Genomic DNA, 16,079 nt, shown 5'->3' with positions numbered 1-16,079 from the left:
ATTTCGTAAGTCGGTTTTTGACTTACGAATTTGCCTATCCGATAGGTTGGATAAATTCGTCAGTCGCTTTTCTGTTTAGCGACTGACGAAATCTTTTTTTCCGCTTGGTGAGGTGATTTCGTAAGTCGGCTTTGTTGATGCCACACTGTGAGGTGAATTAGTAAGTTGTATAAAAATCAAGACTTTCAATGATTTCCTCTTCGGTGCAGTAAATATCGAAGTTGCATTTGCCAATGGCACTCAGAAGTGAAAAACTAATCTTTCCGGCATTGTTCTTTTTATCATTCTTCATAATCTCGATAAGATCATTATAACTGTTTTTCTTTACTTTATAGGCAGGATAAACAGTTCTGATTGTTTCTAAGATTTCACGAAGTTCTGATTTTTGAAGACCGTTTTTCTTTGCTGAAAGGTATGCTTCACAAACAAATCCGATTGCAATGGCTTCTCCATGCAGCAGTGGTTTTTTATCATGGTGTAAAGAGTAACTTTCTACAGCATGTCCAATAGTATGCCCAAAGTTGAGGATCTTTCTGATTCCTTTTTCAAATGGATCAGAAATTACTACTTCATTTTTGATTTCAACAGAACGATAAATAATCTCAGGGCTTAGCTCGGCAGGTTTAATATTTTTCAGTTTTTCAAACAACGAAAAGTCATAGATCAGCCCGTGTTTTACCACTTCGGCATATCCCGAACGGAGCTCTCTTTGGTCAAGAGTACTTAAGAATCCGTTATTGATAAAAACAGCCTTTGGTTGGGTGAATGTGCCGATGATATTTTTTACATTCTCCATATCGATTCCGGTTTTACCTCCAATTGAAGCGTCAACCTGGGATAGTAAGGTAGTAGGAACCTGAACAAAATCAATTCCGCGCTTAAAGGTTGAGGCGGCAAACCCACCCATATCTGTTATAACACCGCCACCAAGATTGATTAAGATGCTATTTCTGTCGGCTCCAAAATCAAGTAACATTCTCCAGATACCAATACAGAAATCAATATTTTTATTCTCCTCGCCAGGGGTTACTTCGATCATGTCGAATTCAAGATCACCTAAGGCGTCTTGTAAAAGCGGCAGGCAATGAATTTCGGTATTACTGTCAACCAGTACAAAAATTTTGCTGTACTTGCTTTCAATTAGAAATTGACTTAACTCCTGCAGGCTGTTTTCAAAATAAACAGAATAACTGATGCTTTCTATGGGTTTCATTTAACTTTTATTACTTTACCTCTGCACTCTACAATATCACCTCGCCTTACTTTTAAACGTTTGCGGTAATCTACTTCACCGTTGTATTTTACTTCACCTTCTGAAACAATCATTTGAGCCTCGCCGCCACTTTGAACGATGTTGGCGGCCTTCAGTAATTGAATCAGGTGGATGAATTCTCCTTCTAATGTAAAATCAAGCATGTAGCAAACTTACAAATTTTCGCATTCGTATGTAAATGTCTCAATATTTCTACCTTTGCACATGCAACAAACCAAGTTGAAGCGCACTAGTCTTTCTTTTGATAATACAGAGATCGCTTTCCGTGGAAAAACGGATGCCGACCTTAAACGAGCCTATTGGCTGTTTAAGTTGATCAGTATAAATTTTCTGACAAAGATCGGCCCGCCGATCACCAATTTTGCACTTAACATAGGCTTGCCAATTACATCTTTAATTAAGAATACCATTTTTCAACATTTTTGCGGCGGAGAGAGTATTGATGAATGTGAACAAACCGTTAGTCAGCTTCATGCAGGAAAAGTGGGTTCTATTCTCGATTATTCTGTGGAGGGTGAAGACGATGAAATGGTGTTCGATGCTACCTGTGAAGAAATTAAGAACACCATTAGACATGCCAATGGGGATGAACGAATTCCTTTAACAGTATTTAAAGTTACCGGTCTTGGCAGATTTGGATTGCTTGAAAAACTAGATAAAAAGCAGCTCTTGAATGAAGATGAAACAGCAGAATTTGTCCGTTTTAAAAACCGATTAGATCAGATAGCTAGCTTATCACATGATCTGGATGTTAGGGTAATGGTAGATGCTGAAGAAACCTGGATACAAAATACGATTGATTCATTGGTATTGGACATGATGCGCAAGTATAATCAGACAAAGGCAATTGTTTTTAATACGTATCAACTTTATCGAAACGATAAGCTTGAGTCACTGAAAGCAGATGCAAAAACTGCTAGCATTGAACATTTTTTTCTGGGAGCCAAGTTAGTTCGTGGAGCCTATATGGAAAAGGAACGTAAACGTGCGGTAGAGTTTAATTACCCATCACCAATTCATAAGGATAAAGAATCTACAGATCAAGATTATGATCTAGCCCTTCAATATTGCATCAGTAAAATTGAAATCATCTCTTTTATTGCAGGAACACATAATGAACAAAGTTGCCGGATTTTGGCCGAGCTTCTAGATGAAAAAGACATCCCACATAATCATGAGCATGTTTATTTTTCTCAACTTTTAGGAATGAGCGATAATTTAAGCTTCAATCTTTCATCTGTTGGCTATAATGTAACTAAATATGTTCCTTATGGGCCTGTTAAAGCTGTCATGCCTTATCTTTTTCGAAGGGCAGAAGAGAATACCTCTGTTGCTGGCCAAATGGGCAGGGAACTTCGTTTAATTGAACTTGAAAAGAAGCGCAGGAGTTAAAATTGGTGGTTATTTATTAAAATTTTTTTCTTTTCTACGAAGCAGATCCCAGAATAAGATAAAATCTGAAGCAAGGCTATAGCCCGGATATTGAAAGGTAGCCGGTTTATTCTTTTCGAAAAAGAAATGACCAACCCATGCAAAACCATACCCAACAACTGGGATGAGTAATAATACCTTTGCTTGATTCATGATCAAAGCAGTTGGGATTAATAAAAGAACAAGCGAGGTGCCAATAATTGAAGAATTCTGCTAGTTGAATGACTATGTTCTTCTAGATAAAAGGGATAAAATTCTTTAAGCGTGCTAAATCGTTGCTTTTGTATGATCTAATTTAAACAATTTTCAATTAACTTATAACAAGCCTGATGAGTATAAATAGCTCTGCAGACTTTCGTCTGCTGTAAGAAGGTGAGTTTGCATTCCAAGCGATGCTGCGGTTTTCAGGTGCTGCGGACTATCATCTATAAAAAGAGTTTCGGCAGGATCTAGCTGATGTTCCTTTAATACATATTCGAAAATTTCAGGATTAGGTTTACGCATTTTCATCAAATGTGAATAATAATCTTTTTCAAAAAAGATAGCATTTGATTCTAATTGATGTTCTCTCTTCAAATAATTCATGATCCAGTTATAGTGGATCTCATTGTTATTACTCAACAGGAATGTCCTGTATTTTTTTTTCGCTAGCAGTAAAAGGTCATGATTAGGTTCTGGTACTCCAATCAATAAGGAGTTCCAGGCATGATCTATTTCGGTATCGGTTAGGCTTGAAATTCCTGAGAATTCTCTAATTCCCGCTCTAAATTCTGCCGCAGAAATAAATCCCTGCTCAAACCGATCAAAGATTGGATTATGGGCTTTATGTGAAAAAAACTGGGCCACATTTTTTATTCCTAATTCAGAAAAACTATGCTGTGCCCGGTTAAAGTCTATCGTAAAAATTACATTACCATAATCAAAAATTATATTTTTTAATTTATTCATAAAATTATTTCTTATTTTTAAAGACTAAATACAGCCTCGCCGTATTACTAGTATTTCAAATCTCATTCATGATTTTTATCCCGAATTCTTTTTCCATAATCCTCATTTTATGCGGGCTCATAACACTGTATTTATGCATTCGCATTTTTCGTAGGTATGAACTGGTTGTCCGCTGGTTTGGTTACTTGTTATTTAGTATTGGAACTTGGTCACTAAGTTATGGATTTGAACTTTCAAGTACCACTTTGGAGCAAATGTTATTTTGGCAAAATATTGAATACCTAGTTATAGTACTTATTCCTGCATTCTGGTTGCTGTTCATTATGAAATTTACTGGGCGAGATAGGTATATAAATACCAAGAACTTTATTTGGATCATTATTATTCCAATAATCACTCTCTTGTTAGTTTGGACCAATAATTTTCACCATCTGTATTTTAAAACCGTTTCTATAGATAGTTCAGGATCTTTTCCTTTATTAAAACTTGAATTTGGCGTATGGTATTTTGTGTATACAACTTATTTTTATATTCTGTTGGCATTGGGTGTAGTTATGCTAATCAATAAATACAGGAATTCAGAACCTGTATTTAAGCGTCATAATCTGATTATTTTATTAGCAGCATTTATTCCTTGGTTTGCTAACCTTGTCTATTTTCTTGGTTTCAGGCCTATGGGCCATATCGATATTACTCCATTTGCATTTGTTATAACAATGTTTATGCTTAGTGTTGGATTTATCAGGTTCAGGTTACTTGATATTATACCAATTGCCAGGGAGAAAGTTCTAGAAGCGATGAAAGAGGGTCTGATCGTTATGGATTACCTAGACAGGATCGTTGATCTTAATCGTGAAATAAAGTTGATACTTTCTATTTCAGGCGAAAGTCTGATTGGAAAGAATATTGATTCTATTTTTCCTAATCAGCCCGAATTATTGGAGTATATCATTGGTAGAAAAGATGGGAGGTTAAAAATTGAGCTTCAGCGAAATGGATATCCTATTTTCCTGGATGTGAGTATTACAGCATTCTTTGAAAAAAAGAATACGTATAATGGACTAATTATCCTGACCAGGGATATTACTGAACAGGTTGGGATCGAAAATCAATTTCGGATTCAATCTGAACAGCTTATTGCGACGAATAAATTAAAAGATCGCCTATTCTCGATTATTGCGCATGACCTCAGAGGCCCGCTTATCAATTTGAATGAAGTAATTAAAATGATGAATTCAGGAATAATTTCGAATGCTGAATTCAAATTATTTATCCCCAAATTATCTAATAATATTAGTTATACCACCGGATTATTAGAAAATTTATTATTCTGGTCAAGGAGTCAGCTTCAGGGTGAAATTATTAAGCCCCTTTATTTTAATTTTAAGGGTATTACTGACAATATTATCAGATTATTTGAAAATGTAATCAAAGAAAAGGAAATCACCACTGAAAATAATTTAGATCCATTTAGCATGGTTTATGCCGATATGGATATGATTCAGCTTATTGTGAGAAACCTGTTATCGAATGCGATTAAATTCTCTAAACGCGGAGGAAGTATTGAGATCACTTCCATAATCAAGGGGAAAGATTTTATTATGTGTATCTCTGATTCAGGTGTTGGAATCTCTTTACAAAATCAAAGCATGTTATTTGAACAGGAAACTTTTACTACAAGGGGTACGAACAACGAGGAAGGAACCGGGCTTGGTTTATTGCTTTGCAAAGATTTTATTGAGAAGAATAGTGGAAAAATCTGGGTAGAGAGTGAAATAGGTGTAGGGACTAAGTTTTTTGTACAGATTCCTAATTCGCCTGTAAATCAAGAACTTTTGGATCGTTAAATTGTTCAACCGCTAAGGTATTTAACTAAAATCAGGCCTGTTAAAGATTTACTAAATTCAATTTTAGAATTCCAATGGATTTGTGTAAAATTGCATCCTCAAATCATGCTGCCTATTGGTAGAATGAGCGCCCATAGCTCAGTTGGTTAGAGTAGAAGACTCATAATCTTTTGGTCCCTGGTTCGAGCCCAGGTGGGCGCACAAAAAAGCAACTCAACGAGTTGCTTTTTTTTTGCCTATTTGGGTGAGAAGTTTATCCCGACGATAGGAGGGAAGCCCAGGTGGGCGCACAAAATTTAAACCTCAGAGCAATCTGGGGTTTTTGTTTTTTATGGCTTTTTGAGTATTTGAACGCTTTTTTCCTTTACTATTTCCAGATTTTAAAGAACATTTTCCTCAATGAGTCGGGTTAACAGTTGGGTGGATTAGCTGCTAATTTAAGTGAAATTTGACTCTTGTACTGACTCACTTTGGGATAGAAAAGATTAAAATAGTACCCCTTAATCAGCAAAGCTATAATAACCTTCACTACGCATAATGATATGATCTATTAGTTCAATGTCCAGGAGTTTTGCAGCCTGTCTGATTTTGTTTGTAATCTGCTTATCAGCTTCAGAAGGCTTTAGGCTTCCAGATGGGTGATTATGAGCTAATATCAGCCCTGTAGCAAGCGTTTTTAAGGCTACAGATAATATCAATCTAACATCTGCAATAGTGCCTGTGATGCCTCCTTTAGATAGTTGATAAGATCCTATCACTCTGTTTGCTCTGTTTAAATAAAGCACTACGAATTGTTCCTGCAGTGATATGGTATCTGCTGAGAACAAGCTTTGTAGAACTTCATAAGTGTCAGCTGTAATTCTGGATTTGAGATTGATTGAATGGTTATAGCTGTTTTAGTTTTCAATCGATTTTGCTTCAAAAAGGCACTTCAGTAGTGCTACTTTGAACCTGATTGATTAAATACATTCTCTTGTTTGTATTTTTTCAACAATGATCCGATATTCCTGTAATAGTTGTTGTCAATACCTCTATAAGTTGGGTGGTAAATAACCGTAAAGCATGTCATATCAGAAAATGCAATCTTTGCACCAGGCTTTGCATTTATATCCAGATTTTCCACCTGGATACTCTCGAAATTTATTCCACTTATTTCAGACCACGACTTGATGTAATCATTGCTAAAACTATAAAATACAACAAGTTCAGGTTTGTGTGTTGAAATCAAAGTCTTCAATTGCTGGACTCGGATTTCTGCTAGCTGTTGTTTGTAGGTCTCACGCGACTTTAAATATTCTATATCCGTCCATTTTGAATAGTTAAATGCACCTACTCCAGGTGATGGTAATGGGAAAAGTTCAATTAAACAATTTTCAGAGTCATGTCTCCCGAGTTCATCAGACTGATAGCATTTTATATCTTTCAAATTCAACTCATTTTCGCCCTTATAGCATAGTAATAACTTGATTAGACCGCCCCAAGTCCTCTGATATGTGCTTTTGTCTCCTTTAAAGAATCTATCAAATGTTGAGTCACCAGCTCCTCTAATTAACGAGTGGAATTGATAATTATCCAAGAGTGTAGGTTTCCCAGCGTTTTTCCAAATTTCTAACCGTGAAATTATTTCTTCAATGCTATTTCCACCACCCTCTTCCATGCCGATGAACCAATATTTGCCCTTTAAATTACCGTAACCATAGAAGGTATTCATGTATTCCTCTAACAAAGCCCTGTCAATTTTCATATCTAATTTATCTATACAATTTGGTGAAGTGTATTAAAGATACATCCTCTCGTTTATTAAGCAAAAAAAACGATGGTAAGTGATGTTCAATGAGACACATGCGGTACTGTGAGAATTAAAGCAACTCCAGATTACTAATCTTATCTAAAGATTACCCTCAACAAGTTTAAAAAGCTGTAAAAGTGAACAAAATTGATCCTCAAGATATGAAAAATAGTTATATTAGCTTATAATTGGTGGGTAATACATCATTCAACAAAACCAAAATGGGTTATTTTCTCACCAAGTACAACGTAATGGATCTCCAGTACTTCTGGTACAAATTCAACCATCCTGAAACAAATCCCAAAGGCAATTCAATTTTACCCGATGTTAAGGATAACAATCTGAATTGAAACACAAATTCAGAAGAGAACCAGATGCGTACAACAAACTAGGCATCAAGGTTAATGTTTCAGAGCTTTGGGAAGAACTGAATAAAATTGAGCATTTGATAACTTTACACCAATAAACAATGAAACTAGCCGTAATTGGAAGTAGAACATTAACAAACAGAGAATTAGTACATAAAAAGCTTGAAGAGCTGAAGGATGAAATAGAATTAATGGTATCTGGAGGTGCTAAGGGGGCTGATCTACTGGCACAAAAATGGGCTGAAGAAAATAACGTAGCCACAAAAATATTTAAACCTGAATGGGAAAAGTATGGTAAGTCGGCTGGTATTTTGAGGAACAGGAAGATCATCGAATCATGTGACTACTGTATAGCATTTTGGGATGGTATTTCAAAAGGAACCAAAAGTTCGATTGATTTTTGTGTAAAAATGAATAAACCCTATCTTATAGTTAATCAATAAATTATATGTCAAAATGTATCTATTGTGGATATGGCCAGAATGCAGGATCATACTGTTCTAAAAGTCCCAATTCGCAATGTGTAGTTATTAATGAGGGCAAATGTAGTTATTGTGGATATGGCCAAAATGCAGGATCATTCTGTGCCAAGAGTCCAATATCTAAATGCGTAGTCCCTAAAGCTGGAAAATGCAGTTATTGTGGTCAGTCTGGTATAGGATCCCATTGTGTCAAGAGCCCAAGTGGAAAGTGTATTGCTACCCCGTATTAGGGTGCTAAAATTAGTTAGATTTGAACTCTTGTTGATTTTGCGTGTGAGCATGTAATCTGGTGCACCACAAGCTACTCTTGCTGGCTCATTTGTCACCAGAATGTCAGGAAGGATAGTCATTAAAAGGGTTTGCAGATCCCCTCTATAGGTATGTTCCCTGCTAATGCCTGTTTTATAACGAAGATTTAAGGTATCGAGATACGATTGGATGGTCATATATCAATATTACTAAAATTTGAGTTGCTATTGAAAACTCAATCTCTTTTTATTGGAAATTAAATAACGTTTTTATTGTATCAGCCTACTAAAAGTTAATAAATTTCCAAGGTCTGATCTTCATTGTCCATGATATATACATATTCCAATTCCTTAAGAATTTGAGGATATGTTAAATGAAACTTTTCTTTTAATGTTCCTTTAACAAGACTACTCCTTCCTATTGGTGGTAAATCCTTAGGCCAATTTAGCGTTTGCTTGTAAAGTTCGAAATATTTAATTAACCAAGTTTTATCTGAAAAATGGTCAGAATTGATTTCTGCTAAGGCTTTGAGACATAAATCTTCTTGAAAGCACTCATCTTCGTATCTCATCACTTAAAATTAATAATCGTCGTTTAGAAATTAAATGAATTTTGGTAGAAAGAGTTATTTTAGAGAACAAAACAGTCTGTGGAACACTGAACTTCCAATTTCCCCAATTTCCTTATGTATCACCAAATTTATTTGAACTACTTGCGTATATTAATGATGATGATATGTATGTTGAAAATAATTCAGTTGTTGTTATTTTTTCAGCTACACTAAGATCTCCTTTAAAAATACCACTACCAGCTACAATTTAAAAATCTTTAATAGTAACTCCACTAGCTATTTCTAAATCTTTGTTTGGTGAAATTTTCCTACATCATTTCTCCAATAAATCCTTTTGCCTTTACTTCCATTTAAGTCACCAAACAGCCCATCAGCGACAACATCAATATCGCCATCTAGATCGTAATCAAATAATCGAATCCATTTAATCCAGGCATTCTTACCTTCTCCATCTGTTACATCAAAATATGATTTAGTGTCTTCGACAAATCCATTTACAGTATTAAGGTATAATCTTAATCCGTAACCATTGTAACCTTTTTTATTACTAATGGTTAGTACATCTTTTTTTCCATCAAAATTAAAATCTAAAAAAGCAAGATCCATTAATTCTAATGTTGAATCTACTGATAAATCAATTGCTTTTGACCTATCGAAATCTCCATTTATGTTGGGAATAACTCTTAAAGTTTTTGAGGACCCTAAAAACAAGTCTAATTTTCCATCATTATTTATATCAAAAAGTTCTACAGTATAATAATTGTCCATTCCAGTAAAGTTTTTAAAAACCTTGTTGTTCAACTCAAATGTTTGCCCACCTTTATTGATATAGCAAGTAGGATGCTTTGGAATTGTTGCACTTGCTCCTGAATAGGCAATAATATCTATAAGTCCATCATTATTTATATCACCAGTTGCGCCGCCATGGAAGTAACCTATGTCTTTGCTTAAGAATTGATATTTAGCATTCTTAGGATAAAAAATTGCCAAAGAATCTCCAGGGAATGGCATGCCATCATAACCTGAAGAAAATAGCATAATATCGGGTGACTTATCATTATCCATATCAGAGACCACGCATTTTCTAACTTGAGTTAACCCAATTTGTAAATCGTATATATTTGGATTTTTTTCGTATTCTGAATACAGATGAAGGCCTAATGCATTTGTAGGCCAAGGGTGTTTATAATAATATGCCCAAAGGTCTTTCTTGCCATCACCGTTAAAGTCTGTATATAAATAAGTACCTAAATCATTCCAATAATAACTTTTAGATGCACTCCACGTATTCGTTGTGTAAGTGTTGTAAGGTAATAGCGTTCCATCTGCTAAAAACTCAAAGCCCCAATACTTGCATAAGAAGACGTCAAATAGTTCAGTCATTGCTCTTGTAGTAGTATACCAAGAGGTAGTTTTATTAATAACTGAAAATGAGTCTAAAGTATTATTAGTATAAATTTTTAAACTTGGATTCGTTATGACGGGATTTATCGAACTAGTATCAACTTCAGTTTTTGCACAGGATTCTAATAATACAATTCCTAAGATCAGGATTATAAATAATTTCATCGTTTAAGTTTTAATCTATCCTTTGAGGGGTAATTTAAATATATTAATAATTTATAATTAAACATCATTCACATCAACATCTGAATCAAACTCAAAGTTATGCAAGTAGTGAAGGGTAGTGGTTCGAGGGTATGAATGGTTCATGTTTTCACTAATTTTTCAATTTAAAGTTGGTAAATGGTATTTACAGCTTCCAATTTTAATGACGATCTCCTTTCCAAGTACCATCATATCTATAATTTAGAATTGTACAGAATCCTTCTGAAAGCCCTTTTTTGCAATTCAGATATTCAGTGTATTAGAATTATTTTATAATGTTTGTTAAAATAGATTTAGCATAAGGATCAAATTGATAAAAGTCTGTTTCGATAAATTTATTTCCCGATCTAATAAAAACTGTTTTCTTTTTCATATCATTATTAGGATCAAGCGTTGGCATAAAACCTGAATCAATTGTACCAATATCTTTCTTCCCGTCTTTATTATAATCAGCGTATACCAGTTTCCATTTAGAATTAGGTCTACTATTTAAATTAATTGTGTACTGTATTAAATTCTTATCAATTATAAAGCTGCCATTTTGTAGCTGAATATATGGCACAAGCTCCCATGACTGAGCTCCATTGTCTGAATAAATACAGTCTAAACCTATTAAATCATTAAGACCGTCTCCATTAAAATCATCAGTGATGTAATCAATTCTTTCTGCATTTTTTATATTTCGGACAGGTAAATTTATAATTGAAGTTTGATTAAATTTTCCTGACCCCAAATTTGTCAAATAACGATTTGGTGTTAAAGTGGTTTCAGTTGTTCCTAGTAGCAAGTCATTTTTACCGTCATTATTGATATCCGAAGCCCATGCCCTATATACATTTCCTGAGCCCTCTGGAACAACTTCTCCAAAGCCGTTGTTAGATTTAAAATTTGTGGTATCCGAAGCGAAATGTGCAAAATTTTCATTTGTAAAATATGGGAAATTTGGAGTTCCCCAAAAAATATAAGTATGTGTATTTGCAGCTAGAATTAAATCAGGAAAATTGTCATTGTTCACCTTACCTACACTACCAGTTGCATAACCAAACATATCATGTAAAAAAGAGGGCTCCAAAATTAGTTCACTTAGTTTATACTTTCCATTACCATCACTAAGTAAAATTTTACTCCTTTCTGGAAAATTTCCCGCTTCACATTCATCTTCATGTCCGATTATCACAACATCTAAATAATTATCTGCATTTAAATAAAGTGGGATTGCACCCGTTGGGCCACCTATATAATTAGTGTTATCGTTAATTAGGTTTTTTTCTTCAAATTTTTTTGTTGTTGGGTTCCAAATTAAAAATGATAGGAAGGCCGCTTTGCCCCTACAAGCACCACCTGCATTAAAAATATCTATCCAACCATCATTATTAAAATCACCCAAGGTTATTGCAAACAGTGTACTAGAATATTCATATTTTCCATTTCCAAATGGCCCTGTGAGTATTTTAACTCCTTTTTGAAATGCTCCTACAAAAAGGTCTGCTGGAATTGGTAAGTTTTCCCAATATGATTTTCCAAAATCTTTTTGTCTTGACAAGGCTAAAGCATTTAAATCTACTTTATACCCCATAAATCTCCCTAATGGGTTATTTACAATGGGTATAATTTTATTGATTGTATTGCTAGAGGTAGATTTAGAAGTAACACTTATAGATAAAGCGTAACTACCTGATTTTTGGTGACCTGGAATCTTTACACTAAGACTTCCTTGATTCAGTGTTGTGTCTAGCTTATATATCTGTTTTGTACTATCAGTCCATGTAGATGTAATAGCATATAAAACGCCTAAAGTTGGGATTTTAGAACTTACTGTTATAACAAGTGGCAATGTATCTGCCACATTATATGTTCCAGTATCCAAATTGGTGGTGAATTTAATAGCTTCTTCTTGAACTGATAATGTTGGGGTAATGGGAGCTTCCATTTTCCTACAGGAGATTGCAACTAGTATACAAAGTGCAAAAATTACTTTTTTCATAGTATGAATTTTAATCTATTCTTTGACTATTGCAAAATATAGATTTTCTAATAACAACTGACCAATATTCATATTTAGAATTGGAATACTGTAGACTTCCCCAAAGTTCAGCCAATTAAATGTAGAATTTTTAATCTCATAGTTTATGATTCCAAAATTTATAAGATTTTCATTCTTCATTAATACTTCCGTTATTTGAAGAATTTAAATAATATACAAATCAAACAACTTTAATCATATCTAGGTGGAAGTTCTCCAGGTTCTTTTTACCCCATGTTACAGCTTCCTCATAAGCCTGTATTCCTTTGAATTCTACAGAATCCTTCTGGAAGTCTTTTTTACAATTCAGGTACTCAATAATGTATTGTTCTTTCGTGTTCATTTGGTTTTTGGTAAGTGATTAGTAGGAATGCGGGACAAAGAAATAGTAGAATTCATCTGCCATAAAACACTGTTTTGAAACCAGTAATTATGCATCTTAAATCTCCTTTAAATACTAACCAAACAGCTTATTTTTTTATAATTAATTTGGTTATTATAAAGTGTCATATTATTGTAAATCAGCTGTTTAGTATTTTCAAAAGCTCGTTTAATCTAACCATTCAACTAGTCCTTAGGTAAAGGAGCTATTACAAGCAAATTCACTTCATCAACAGCATAAGTTTAAAATTCCAATCTAGGAGCAGCATCTTTAAAAATCTCCTCGTTGTATTCACCTAAACCACGTAGATACTTAAGTGTGACCAGTATGCTGGAATGACCTAATAGGCTTTTTAACAAGTTCACATCTTTACTTCGATTGTAAACATTCACAGCAGCAGTGTGTCTGAAAGAATAAACAGTATGATTCTTCTGAACTATTCCAAGTTTGAACATTTTCTTCCAGCATCTAGTCCAGGCAGTATTAAAATATGCCTCATTGTAAGCATTAACATTCTTTGAAAAAATATTATCAGTAGCTTTTAAAGAGGGTAGAAGAAGTGCTAATTCATTCCTGACATAATCAGGAATATAAACAACTCTAACCTTCTTTCCTTTATTTTCACTTCCAGATAGATGAATTTCAGTGATGTTTTTCTTGAAGTGACCAGATGTAAGATTTCTCACTTCCTTATGAGGCCTAAGGAAGCATCCGTAAGTAATTAAACAGCATAAGTATAGATGTTGGTGATGTGCCTTTAAATAAGCTAAAACTGCCTTTAATTGCTCTGTTTCGTAAATCTTATGGAGTTTACTTTTCGTTTTCCTAGTGCTGGTATTTTTAACTAAGGGTAGAGGCTGTTGAAGAAGCTTGCTGACTGCTGAAAACATTACGCTCAAATCCCTACGTTTATTCATGTAGTAAGTGCCTGAAGAATTATATTTGCTTAAAAACGCCTCAATTCTAGATACTTTTAATTGATGAACTTCTGCTTGCTTTTCAGCAGGTGTTAAAAAGTTCATTAAATCACTATGAATATACTTTAGGTTTCGTTTATACTCTAAACTGATATCAGTGTCCAGTTTATTATTCAGTGCAATGGTAAAGATCTCTTCAGTCATGTAGCTTCTCTCGACATGCTGAGGTATATCTAGTTCTAGTTTGAATGTGTTATTCCTTAAAGCAGTTTTTAATTCAAATAATAACTCATTAAGTGATTTACTTCGATCATTTAGGTTAATAGCCCTATTAGGGTGAATATCCTTGTCCAATAAATTACCATTGTAAATACGTATTCTTTTACCATTTAAATAAAATAGAATATAGGTTCTCTTTTTTAAATCTTCAGAACTAAAGATTTTGGGTTCAGTATACATCGAATTGACTCATTTACTGACTCACTTCGAGGGGATTGGGTTAAAATCTGGGTTTAATCATAGCTCAGTTGGTTAGAGTAGAAGACTCATAATCTTTTGGTCCCTGGTTCGAGCCCAGGTGGGCGCACAAAAAAGCAACTCAACGAGTTTTTTGCCTATTTGGGTGAGAAGTTTATCCCGACGATAGGAGGGAAGCCCAGGTGGGCGCACAAAATTTAAACCTCAGAGCAATCTGGGGTTTTTGTTTTTTATGGCTTTTTGAGTATTTGAACTCTGTTTGCTCTGCTCAACTACAATAGCGCAAAATATTTTTCAAATTCATAGTCTTTTTTGGGAATGCTATTTCTAAAATGTATAATGCCTCATTTGAATCCTTAATTATTTTGCAGCTGATTAATGCTCGTTTATGGCTCACGTGTATTTTTGATAATATTTTTGTTGCCCTAGTGTTTAAATAAAAAACCCAGTGCTTTTGGGCACTGGGTTTAGATTCATATTTTTTAAAAAATTCAAGAAATTAAATTGAGTCCACTTTATGTTGACGATTTACATTACTTAAGATTCACAACATCTTTGGTATCATAAATAGGCCACTCGAAAGAAATTTTTCCGTCTTTATTAATACCATAAGAATCAAAAAGTACAGTTTTACTTACTTCTCCTTTTTTGTTTTTCCAAGTAAAATCAACCCAAACATGGCCATACTTGCTTCCATCAGGCATTGTGACTACTTCATAAATAGTGCCCCCCATAGTTAATTTACCATCCATTAATTCTCTTTGTTTTTTGAAGACTTCAATAAGTGCTGGAATTTTTACACCCACTGTTGAATCAGTATTAGATGGCCAAATATTATGATACGATTTTGCAGTATCGGCATAAGTGGAAGCGTAAGTAGCCCAGTCGCCATTGGCAAATGCTGTAATACTTTTTTTAATTAAATCTACATCTGGGCCCGAAGTAGTTACAGTGCCTGTTTTTTCAGTTTTTGTTTCTTTGGATGTACAAGCAATCAATGATGCTGATACAAGAATACATAACAATAATTTTTTCATAATTTTTTGGTTAAATTATATTTATAATAAACATCCCGTTTTTTAATTGGGGTCTGAGCTCCATATATTGACAAGATCTTATTGAGAAAAGGAATCAGAAAAAAGAGATACCAATTTCCAGAGGTCTCTTCTCTATTTGATAAAACTTTATACTTATTTACTAGGTGCAGCGGCTACGACCTGATACCAACCTGAAACATCAAAATATTCATCATGGTCATAAATTTTATGATCTTTATCTAGCTTTAGAGAAAAATAAGATTTCAAATCGCTTGCAGGTGCATTATTTACATAATCTGCTGACCATATAACATATGCTCTTACAGAACCATCTGGTTTTAAAGTAACTTCATCAACCCCGGGTAAAAGAGTAACTTTTACATTTATATTGTTTATTAATTTAAAGATATTAGCACTTCTATCTAAAAATTCAGCTTTATTCATATCTTTTCCACCAAATTGAGCACTATGAATCTTAATTGAATCAGCTTGGTAAGTTGCAAATTCTTTTAGGTCTTTCTTACTATATGCTTTAAATGCAGCATCTACAACCTTAGCATTTTCTCTATACAAATCCATATTAGGATCTTCTCCCTCCGTTTTGGTTTCTTTTGATGTACAAGCAATCAATGATGCTGATACAAGAATACATAACAATAATTTTTTCATAATTTTTT

17 protein-coding genes and 1 tRNA gene are annotated in these 16,079 nt (G+C 34.0%); 4 read left to right on the top strand and 14 right to left on the bottom strand.

Going from position 1 to position 16,079, the window contains the following annotated elements:
* Positions 1-157: 157 nt before the first annotated feature.
* Both aroB and ACIQZ6_RS06370 read right to left on the bottom strand, forming a co-directional pair.
* Positions 158-1,213, bottom strand: coding sequence for a 3-dehydroquinate synthase (aroB, locus tag ACIQZ6_RS06375; RefSeq protein WP_395809305.1), 1,056 nt, complete (start codon positions 1,211-1,213; stop codon positions 158-160).
* Positions 1,210-1,416 carry an RNA-binding S4 domain-containing protein gene (locus ACIQZ6_RS06370; RefSeq protein WP_395809303.1) on the bottom strand — a complete coding sequence of 69 codons (207 nt, stop codon included), beginning with the start codon at positions 1,414-1,416 and terminating at the stop codon, positions 1,210-1,212. The genes aroB and ACIQZ6_RS06370 overlap by 4 nt, the downstream gene beginning before the upstream one ends.
* A 61-nt stretch (positions 1,417-1,477) precedes the next feature.
* Between ACIQZ6_RS06370 and ACIQZ6_RS06365 the strand changes: the two genes are divergently transcribed.
* Positions 1,478-2,665, top strand: a complete 1,188-nt coding sequence (locus ACIQZ6_RS06365; protein WP_395809301.1) for a proline dehydrogenase family protein — start codon at positions 1,478-1,480, stop codon at positions 2,663-2,665.
* Between the two features lie 9 nt (positions 2,666-2,674).
* Here ACIQZ6_RS06365 and ACIQZ6_RS06360 read toward each other — a convergent pair whose 3' ends face one another.
* Positions 2,675-2,857, bottom strand: a complete 183-nt coding sequence (locus ACIQZ6_RS06360; protein WP_395809299.1) for an Mpo1-like protein — start codon at positions 2,855-2,857, stop codon at positions 2,675-2,677.
* A gap of 162 nt (positions 2,858-3,019) precedes the next feature.
* Positions 3,020-3,652, bottom strand: a complete 633-nt coding sequence (locus ACIQZ6_RS06355; RefSeq protein WP_395809297.1) for an HAD family hydrolase — start codon at positions 3,650-3,652, stop codon at positions 3,020-3,022.
* 68 nt (positions 3,653-3,720) lie between these two features.
* Here ACIQZ6_RS06355 and ACIQZ6_RS06350 point away from each other — a divergent pair, with 68 nt between their 5' ends.
* Together ACIQZ6_RS06350 and ACIQZ6_RS06345 are read left to right on the top strand one after the other, a co-directional pair.
* On the top strand, positions 3,721-5,499 hold the full coding sequence (locus tag ACIQZ6_RS06350) for a histidine kinase N-terminal 7TM domain-containing protein (RefSeq protein WP_395809295.1): 1,779 nt from the start codon (positions 3,721-3,723) through the stop codon (positions 5,497-5,499).
* Positions 5,500-5,626: 127 nt separating this feature from the next.
* Positions 5,627-5,700 (top strand) — tRNA-Ile (locus tag ACIQZ6_RS06345).
* Between the two features lie 299 nt (positions 5,701-5,999).
* Here ACIQZ6_RS06345 and ACIQZ6_RS06340 read toward each other — a convergent pair.
* Both ACIQZ6_RS06340 and ACIQZ6_RS06335 read right to left on the bottom strand, forming a co-directional pair.
* Entirely contained in the window at positions 6,000-6,359 is a 360-nt protein-coding gene (locus tag ACIQZ6_RS06340) for a JAB domain-containing protein (protein ID WP_395809307.1), read from the bottom strand.
* Positions 6,360-6,439: 80 nt separating this feature from the next.
* Positions 6,440-7,243 carry a hypothetical protein gene (locus ACIQZ6_RS06335; protein ID WP_395809293.1) on the bottom strand — a complete coding sequence of 268 codons (804 nt, stop codon included), beginning with the start codon at positions 7,241-7,243 and terminating at the stop codon, positions 6,440-6,442.
* 514 nt (positions 7,244-7,757) lie between these two features.
* Between ACIQZ6_RS06335 and ACIQZ6_RS06330 the strand changes: the two genes are divergently transcribed.
* Complete coding sequence (locus ACIQZ6_RS06330) at positions 7,758-8,099, top strand: DUF2493 domain-containing protein (RefSeq protein ID WP_395809291.1); 342 nt, start codon at positions 7,758-7,760, stop codon at positions 8,097-8,099.
* A 134-nt stretch (positions 8,100-8,233) separates the two neighbouring features.
* On the opposite strand, the gene ACIQZ6_RS06325 is transcribed toward ACIQZ6_RS06330, so the two are convergent.
* The 8 genes from ACIQZ6_RS06325 to ACIQZ6_RS06290 form a co-directional block, all read right to left on the bottom strand.
* Entirely contained in the window at positions 8,234-8,584 is a 351-nt protein-coding gene (locus ACIQZ6_RS06325; protein ID WP_395809289.1) for a hypothetical protein, read from the bottom strand.
* Between the two features lie 95 nt (positions 8,585-8,679).
* Positions 8,680-8,958 (bottom strand): hypothetical protein, encoded by a 279-nt coding sequence (locus ACIQZ6_RS06320; RefSeq protein WP_395809287.1) that lies wholly within the window; start codon positions 8,956-8,958, stop codon positions 8,680-8,682.
* A 282-nt stretch (positions 8,959-9,240) separates the two neighbouring features.
* Positions 9,241-10,527 carry an FG-GAP repeat domain-containing protein gene (locus ACIQZ6_RS06315; protein WP_395809285.1) on the bottom strand — a complete coding sequence of 429 codons (1,287 nt, stop codon included), beginning with the start codon at positions 10,525-10,527 and terminating at the stop codon, positions 9,241-9,243.
* Positions 10,528-10,831: 304 nt separating this feature from the next.
* Positions 10,832-12,550 carry an FG-GAP repeat domain-containing protein gene (locus ACIQZ6_RS06310; RefSeq protein WP_395809284.1) on the bottom strand — a complete coding sequence of 573 codons (1,719 nt, stop codon included), beginning with the start codon at positions 12,548-12,550 and terminating at the stop codon, positions 10,832-10,834.
* Between the two features lie 220 nt (positions 12,551-12,770).
* Positions 12,771-12,932, bottom strand: a complete 162-nt coding sequence (locus ACIQZ6_RS06305) for a hypothetical protein (RefSeq protein ID WP_395809282.1) — start codon at positions 12,930-12,932, stop codon at positions 12,771-12,773.
* Positions 12,933-13,213: 281 nt separating this feature from the next.
* Complete coding sequence (locus ACIQZ6_RS06300) at positions 13,214-14,347, bottom strand: tyrosine-type recombinase/integrase (protein WP_395809281.1); 1,134 nt, start codon at positions 14,345-14,347, stop codon at positions 13,214-13,216.
* A gap of 551 nt (positions 14,348-14,898) precedes the next feature.
* Positions 14,899-15,402: a hypothetical protein gene (locus tag ACIQZ6_RS06295; RefSeq protein WP_395809279.1), complete on the bottom strand. Its 504-nt coding sequence runs from the start codon at positions 15,400-15,402 to the stop codon at positions 14,899-14,901.
* Positions 15,403-15,555: 153 nt separating this feature from the next.
* Complete coding sequence (locus tag ACIQZ6_RS06290; RefSeq protein WP_395809277.1) at positions 15,556-16,071, bottom strand: hypothetical protein; 516 nt, start codon at positions 16,069-16,071, stop codon at positions 15,556-15,558.
* Between the last annotated feature and the right edge of the window lie 8 nt (positions 16,072-16,079).

The sequence above is a fragment of the Daejeonella sp. genome (assembly GCF_044348475.1).
GTDB lineage: Bacteria > Bacteroidota > Bacteroidia > Sphingobacteriales > Sphingobacteriaceae > Daejeonella.
Note: the sequence above shows the minus strand (reverse complement) of the source record. Positions and strands in the feature narration are given on the sequence as shown.

What these genes read in the sequence shown, in the direction of transcription:
- aroB (WP_395809305.1), bottom strand. Translation starts at nt 1,213, where the DNA reads ATGAAACCCATAGAAAGCATCAGTTATTCTGTTTATTTTGAAAACAGC.
- ACIQZ6_RS06370 (WP_395809303.1), bottom strand. Translation starts at nt 1,416, where the DNA reads ATGCTTGATTTTACATTAGAAGGAGAATTCATCCACCTGATTCAATTA.
- ACIQZ6_RS06365 (WP_395809301.1), top strand. Translation starts at nt 1,478, where the DNA reads ATGCAACAAACCAAGTTGAAGCGCACTAGTCTTTCTTTTGATAATACA.
- ACIQZ6_RS06360 (WP_395809299.1), bottom strand. Translation starts at nt 2,857, where the DNA reads ATGAATCAAGCAAAGGTATTATTACTCATCCCAGTTGTTGGGTATGGT.
- ACIQZ6_RS06355 (WP_395809297.1), bottom strand. Translation starts at nt 3,652, where the DNA reads ATGAATAAATTAAAAAATATAATTTTTGATTATGGTAATGTAATTTTT.
- ACIQZ6_RS06350 (WP_395809295.1), top strand. Translation starts at nt 3,721, where the DNA reads ATGATTTTTATCCCGAATTCTTTTTCCATAATCCTCATTTTATGCGGG.
- ACIQZ6_RS06335 (WP_395809293.1), bottom strand. Translation starts at nt 7,243, where the DNA reads ATGAAAATTGACAGGGCTTTGTTAGAGGAATACATGAATACCTTCTAT.
- ACIQZ6_RS06330 (WP_395809291.1), top strand. Translation starts at nt 7,758, where the DNA reads ATGAAACTAGCCGTAATTGGAAGTAGAACATTAACAAACAGAGAATTA.
- ACIQZ6_RS06325 (WP_395809289.1), bottom strand. Translation starts at nt 8,584, where the DNA reads ATGACCATCCAATCGTATCTCGATACCTTAAATCTTCGTTATAAAACA.
- ACIQZ6_RS06320 (WP_395809287.1), bottom strand. Translation starts at nt 8,958, where the DNA reads ATGAGATACGAAGATGAGTGCTTTCAAGAAGATTTATGTCTCAAAGCC.
- ACIQZ6_RS06315 (WP_395809285.1), bottom strand. Translation starts at nt 10,527, where the DNA reads ATGAAATTATTTATAATCCTGATCTTAGGAATTGTATTATTAGAATCC.
- ACIQZ6_RS06310 (WP_395809284.1), bottom strand. Translation starts at nt 12,550, where the DNA reads ATGAAAAAAGTAATTTTTGCACTTTGTATACTAGTTGCAATCTCCTGT.
- ACIQZ6_RS06305 (WP_395809282.1), bottom strand. Translation starts at nt 12,932, where the DNA reads ATGAACACGAAAGAACAATACATTATTGAGTACCTGAATTGTAAAAAA.
- ACIQZ6_RS06300 (WP_395809281.1), bottom strand. Translation starts at nt 14,347, where the DNA reads ATGTATACTGAACCCAAAATCTTTAGTTCTGAAGATTTAAAAAAGAGA.
- ACIQZ6_RS06295 (WP_395809279.1), bottom strand. Translation starts at nt 15,402, where the DNA reads ATGAAAAAATTATTGTTATGTATTCTTGTATCAGCATCATTGATTGCT.
- ACIQZ6_RS06290 (WP_395809277.1), bottom strand. Translation starts at nt 16,071, where the DNA reads ATGAAAAAATTATTGTTATGTATTCTTGTATCAGCATCATTGATTGCT.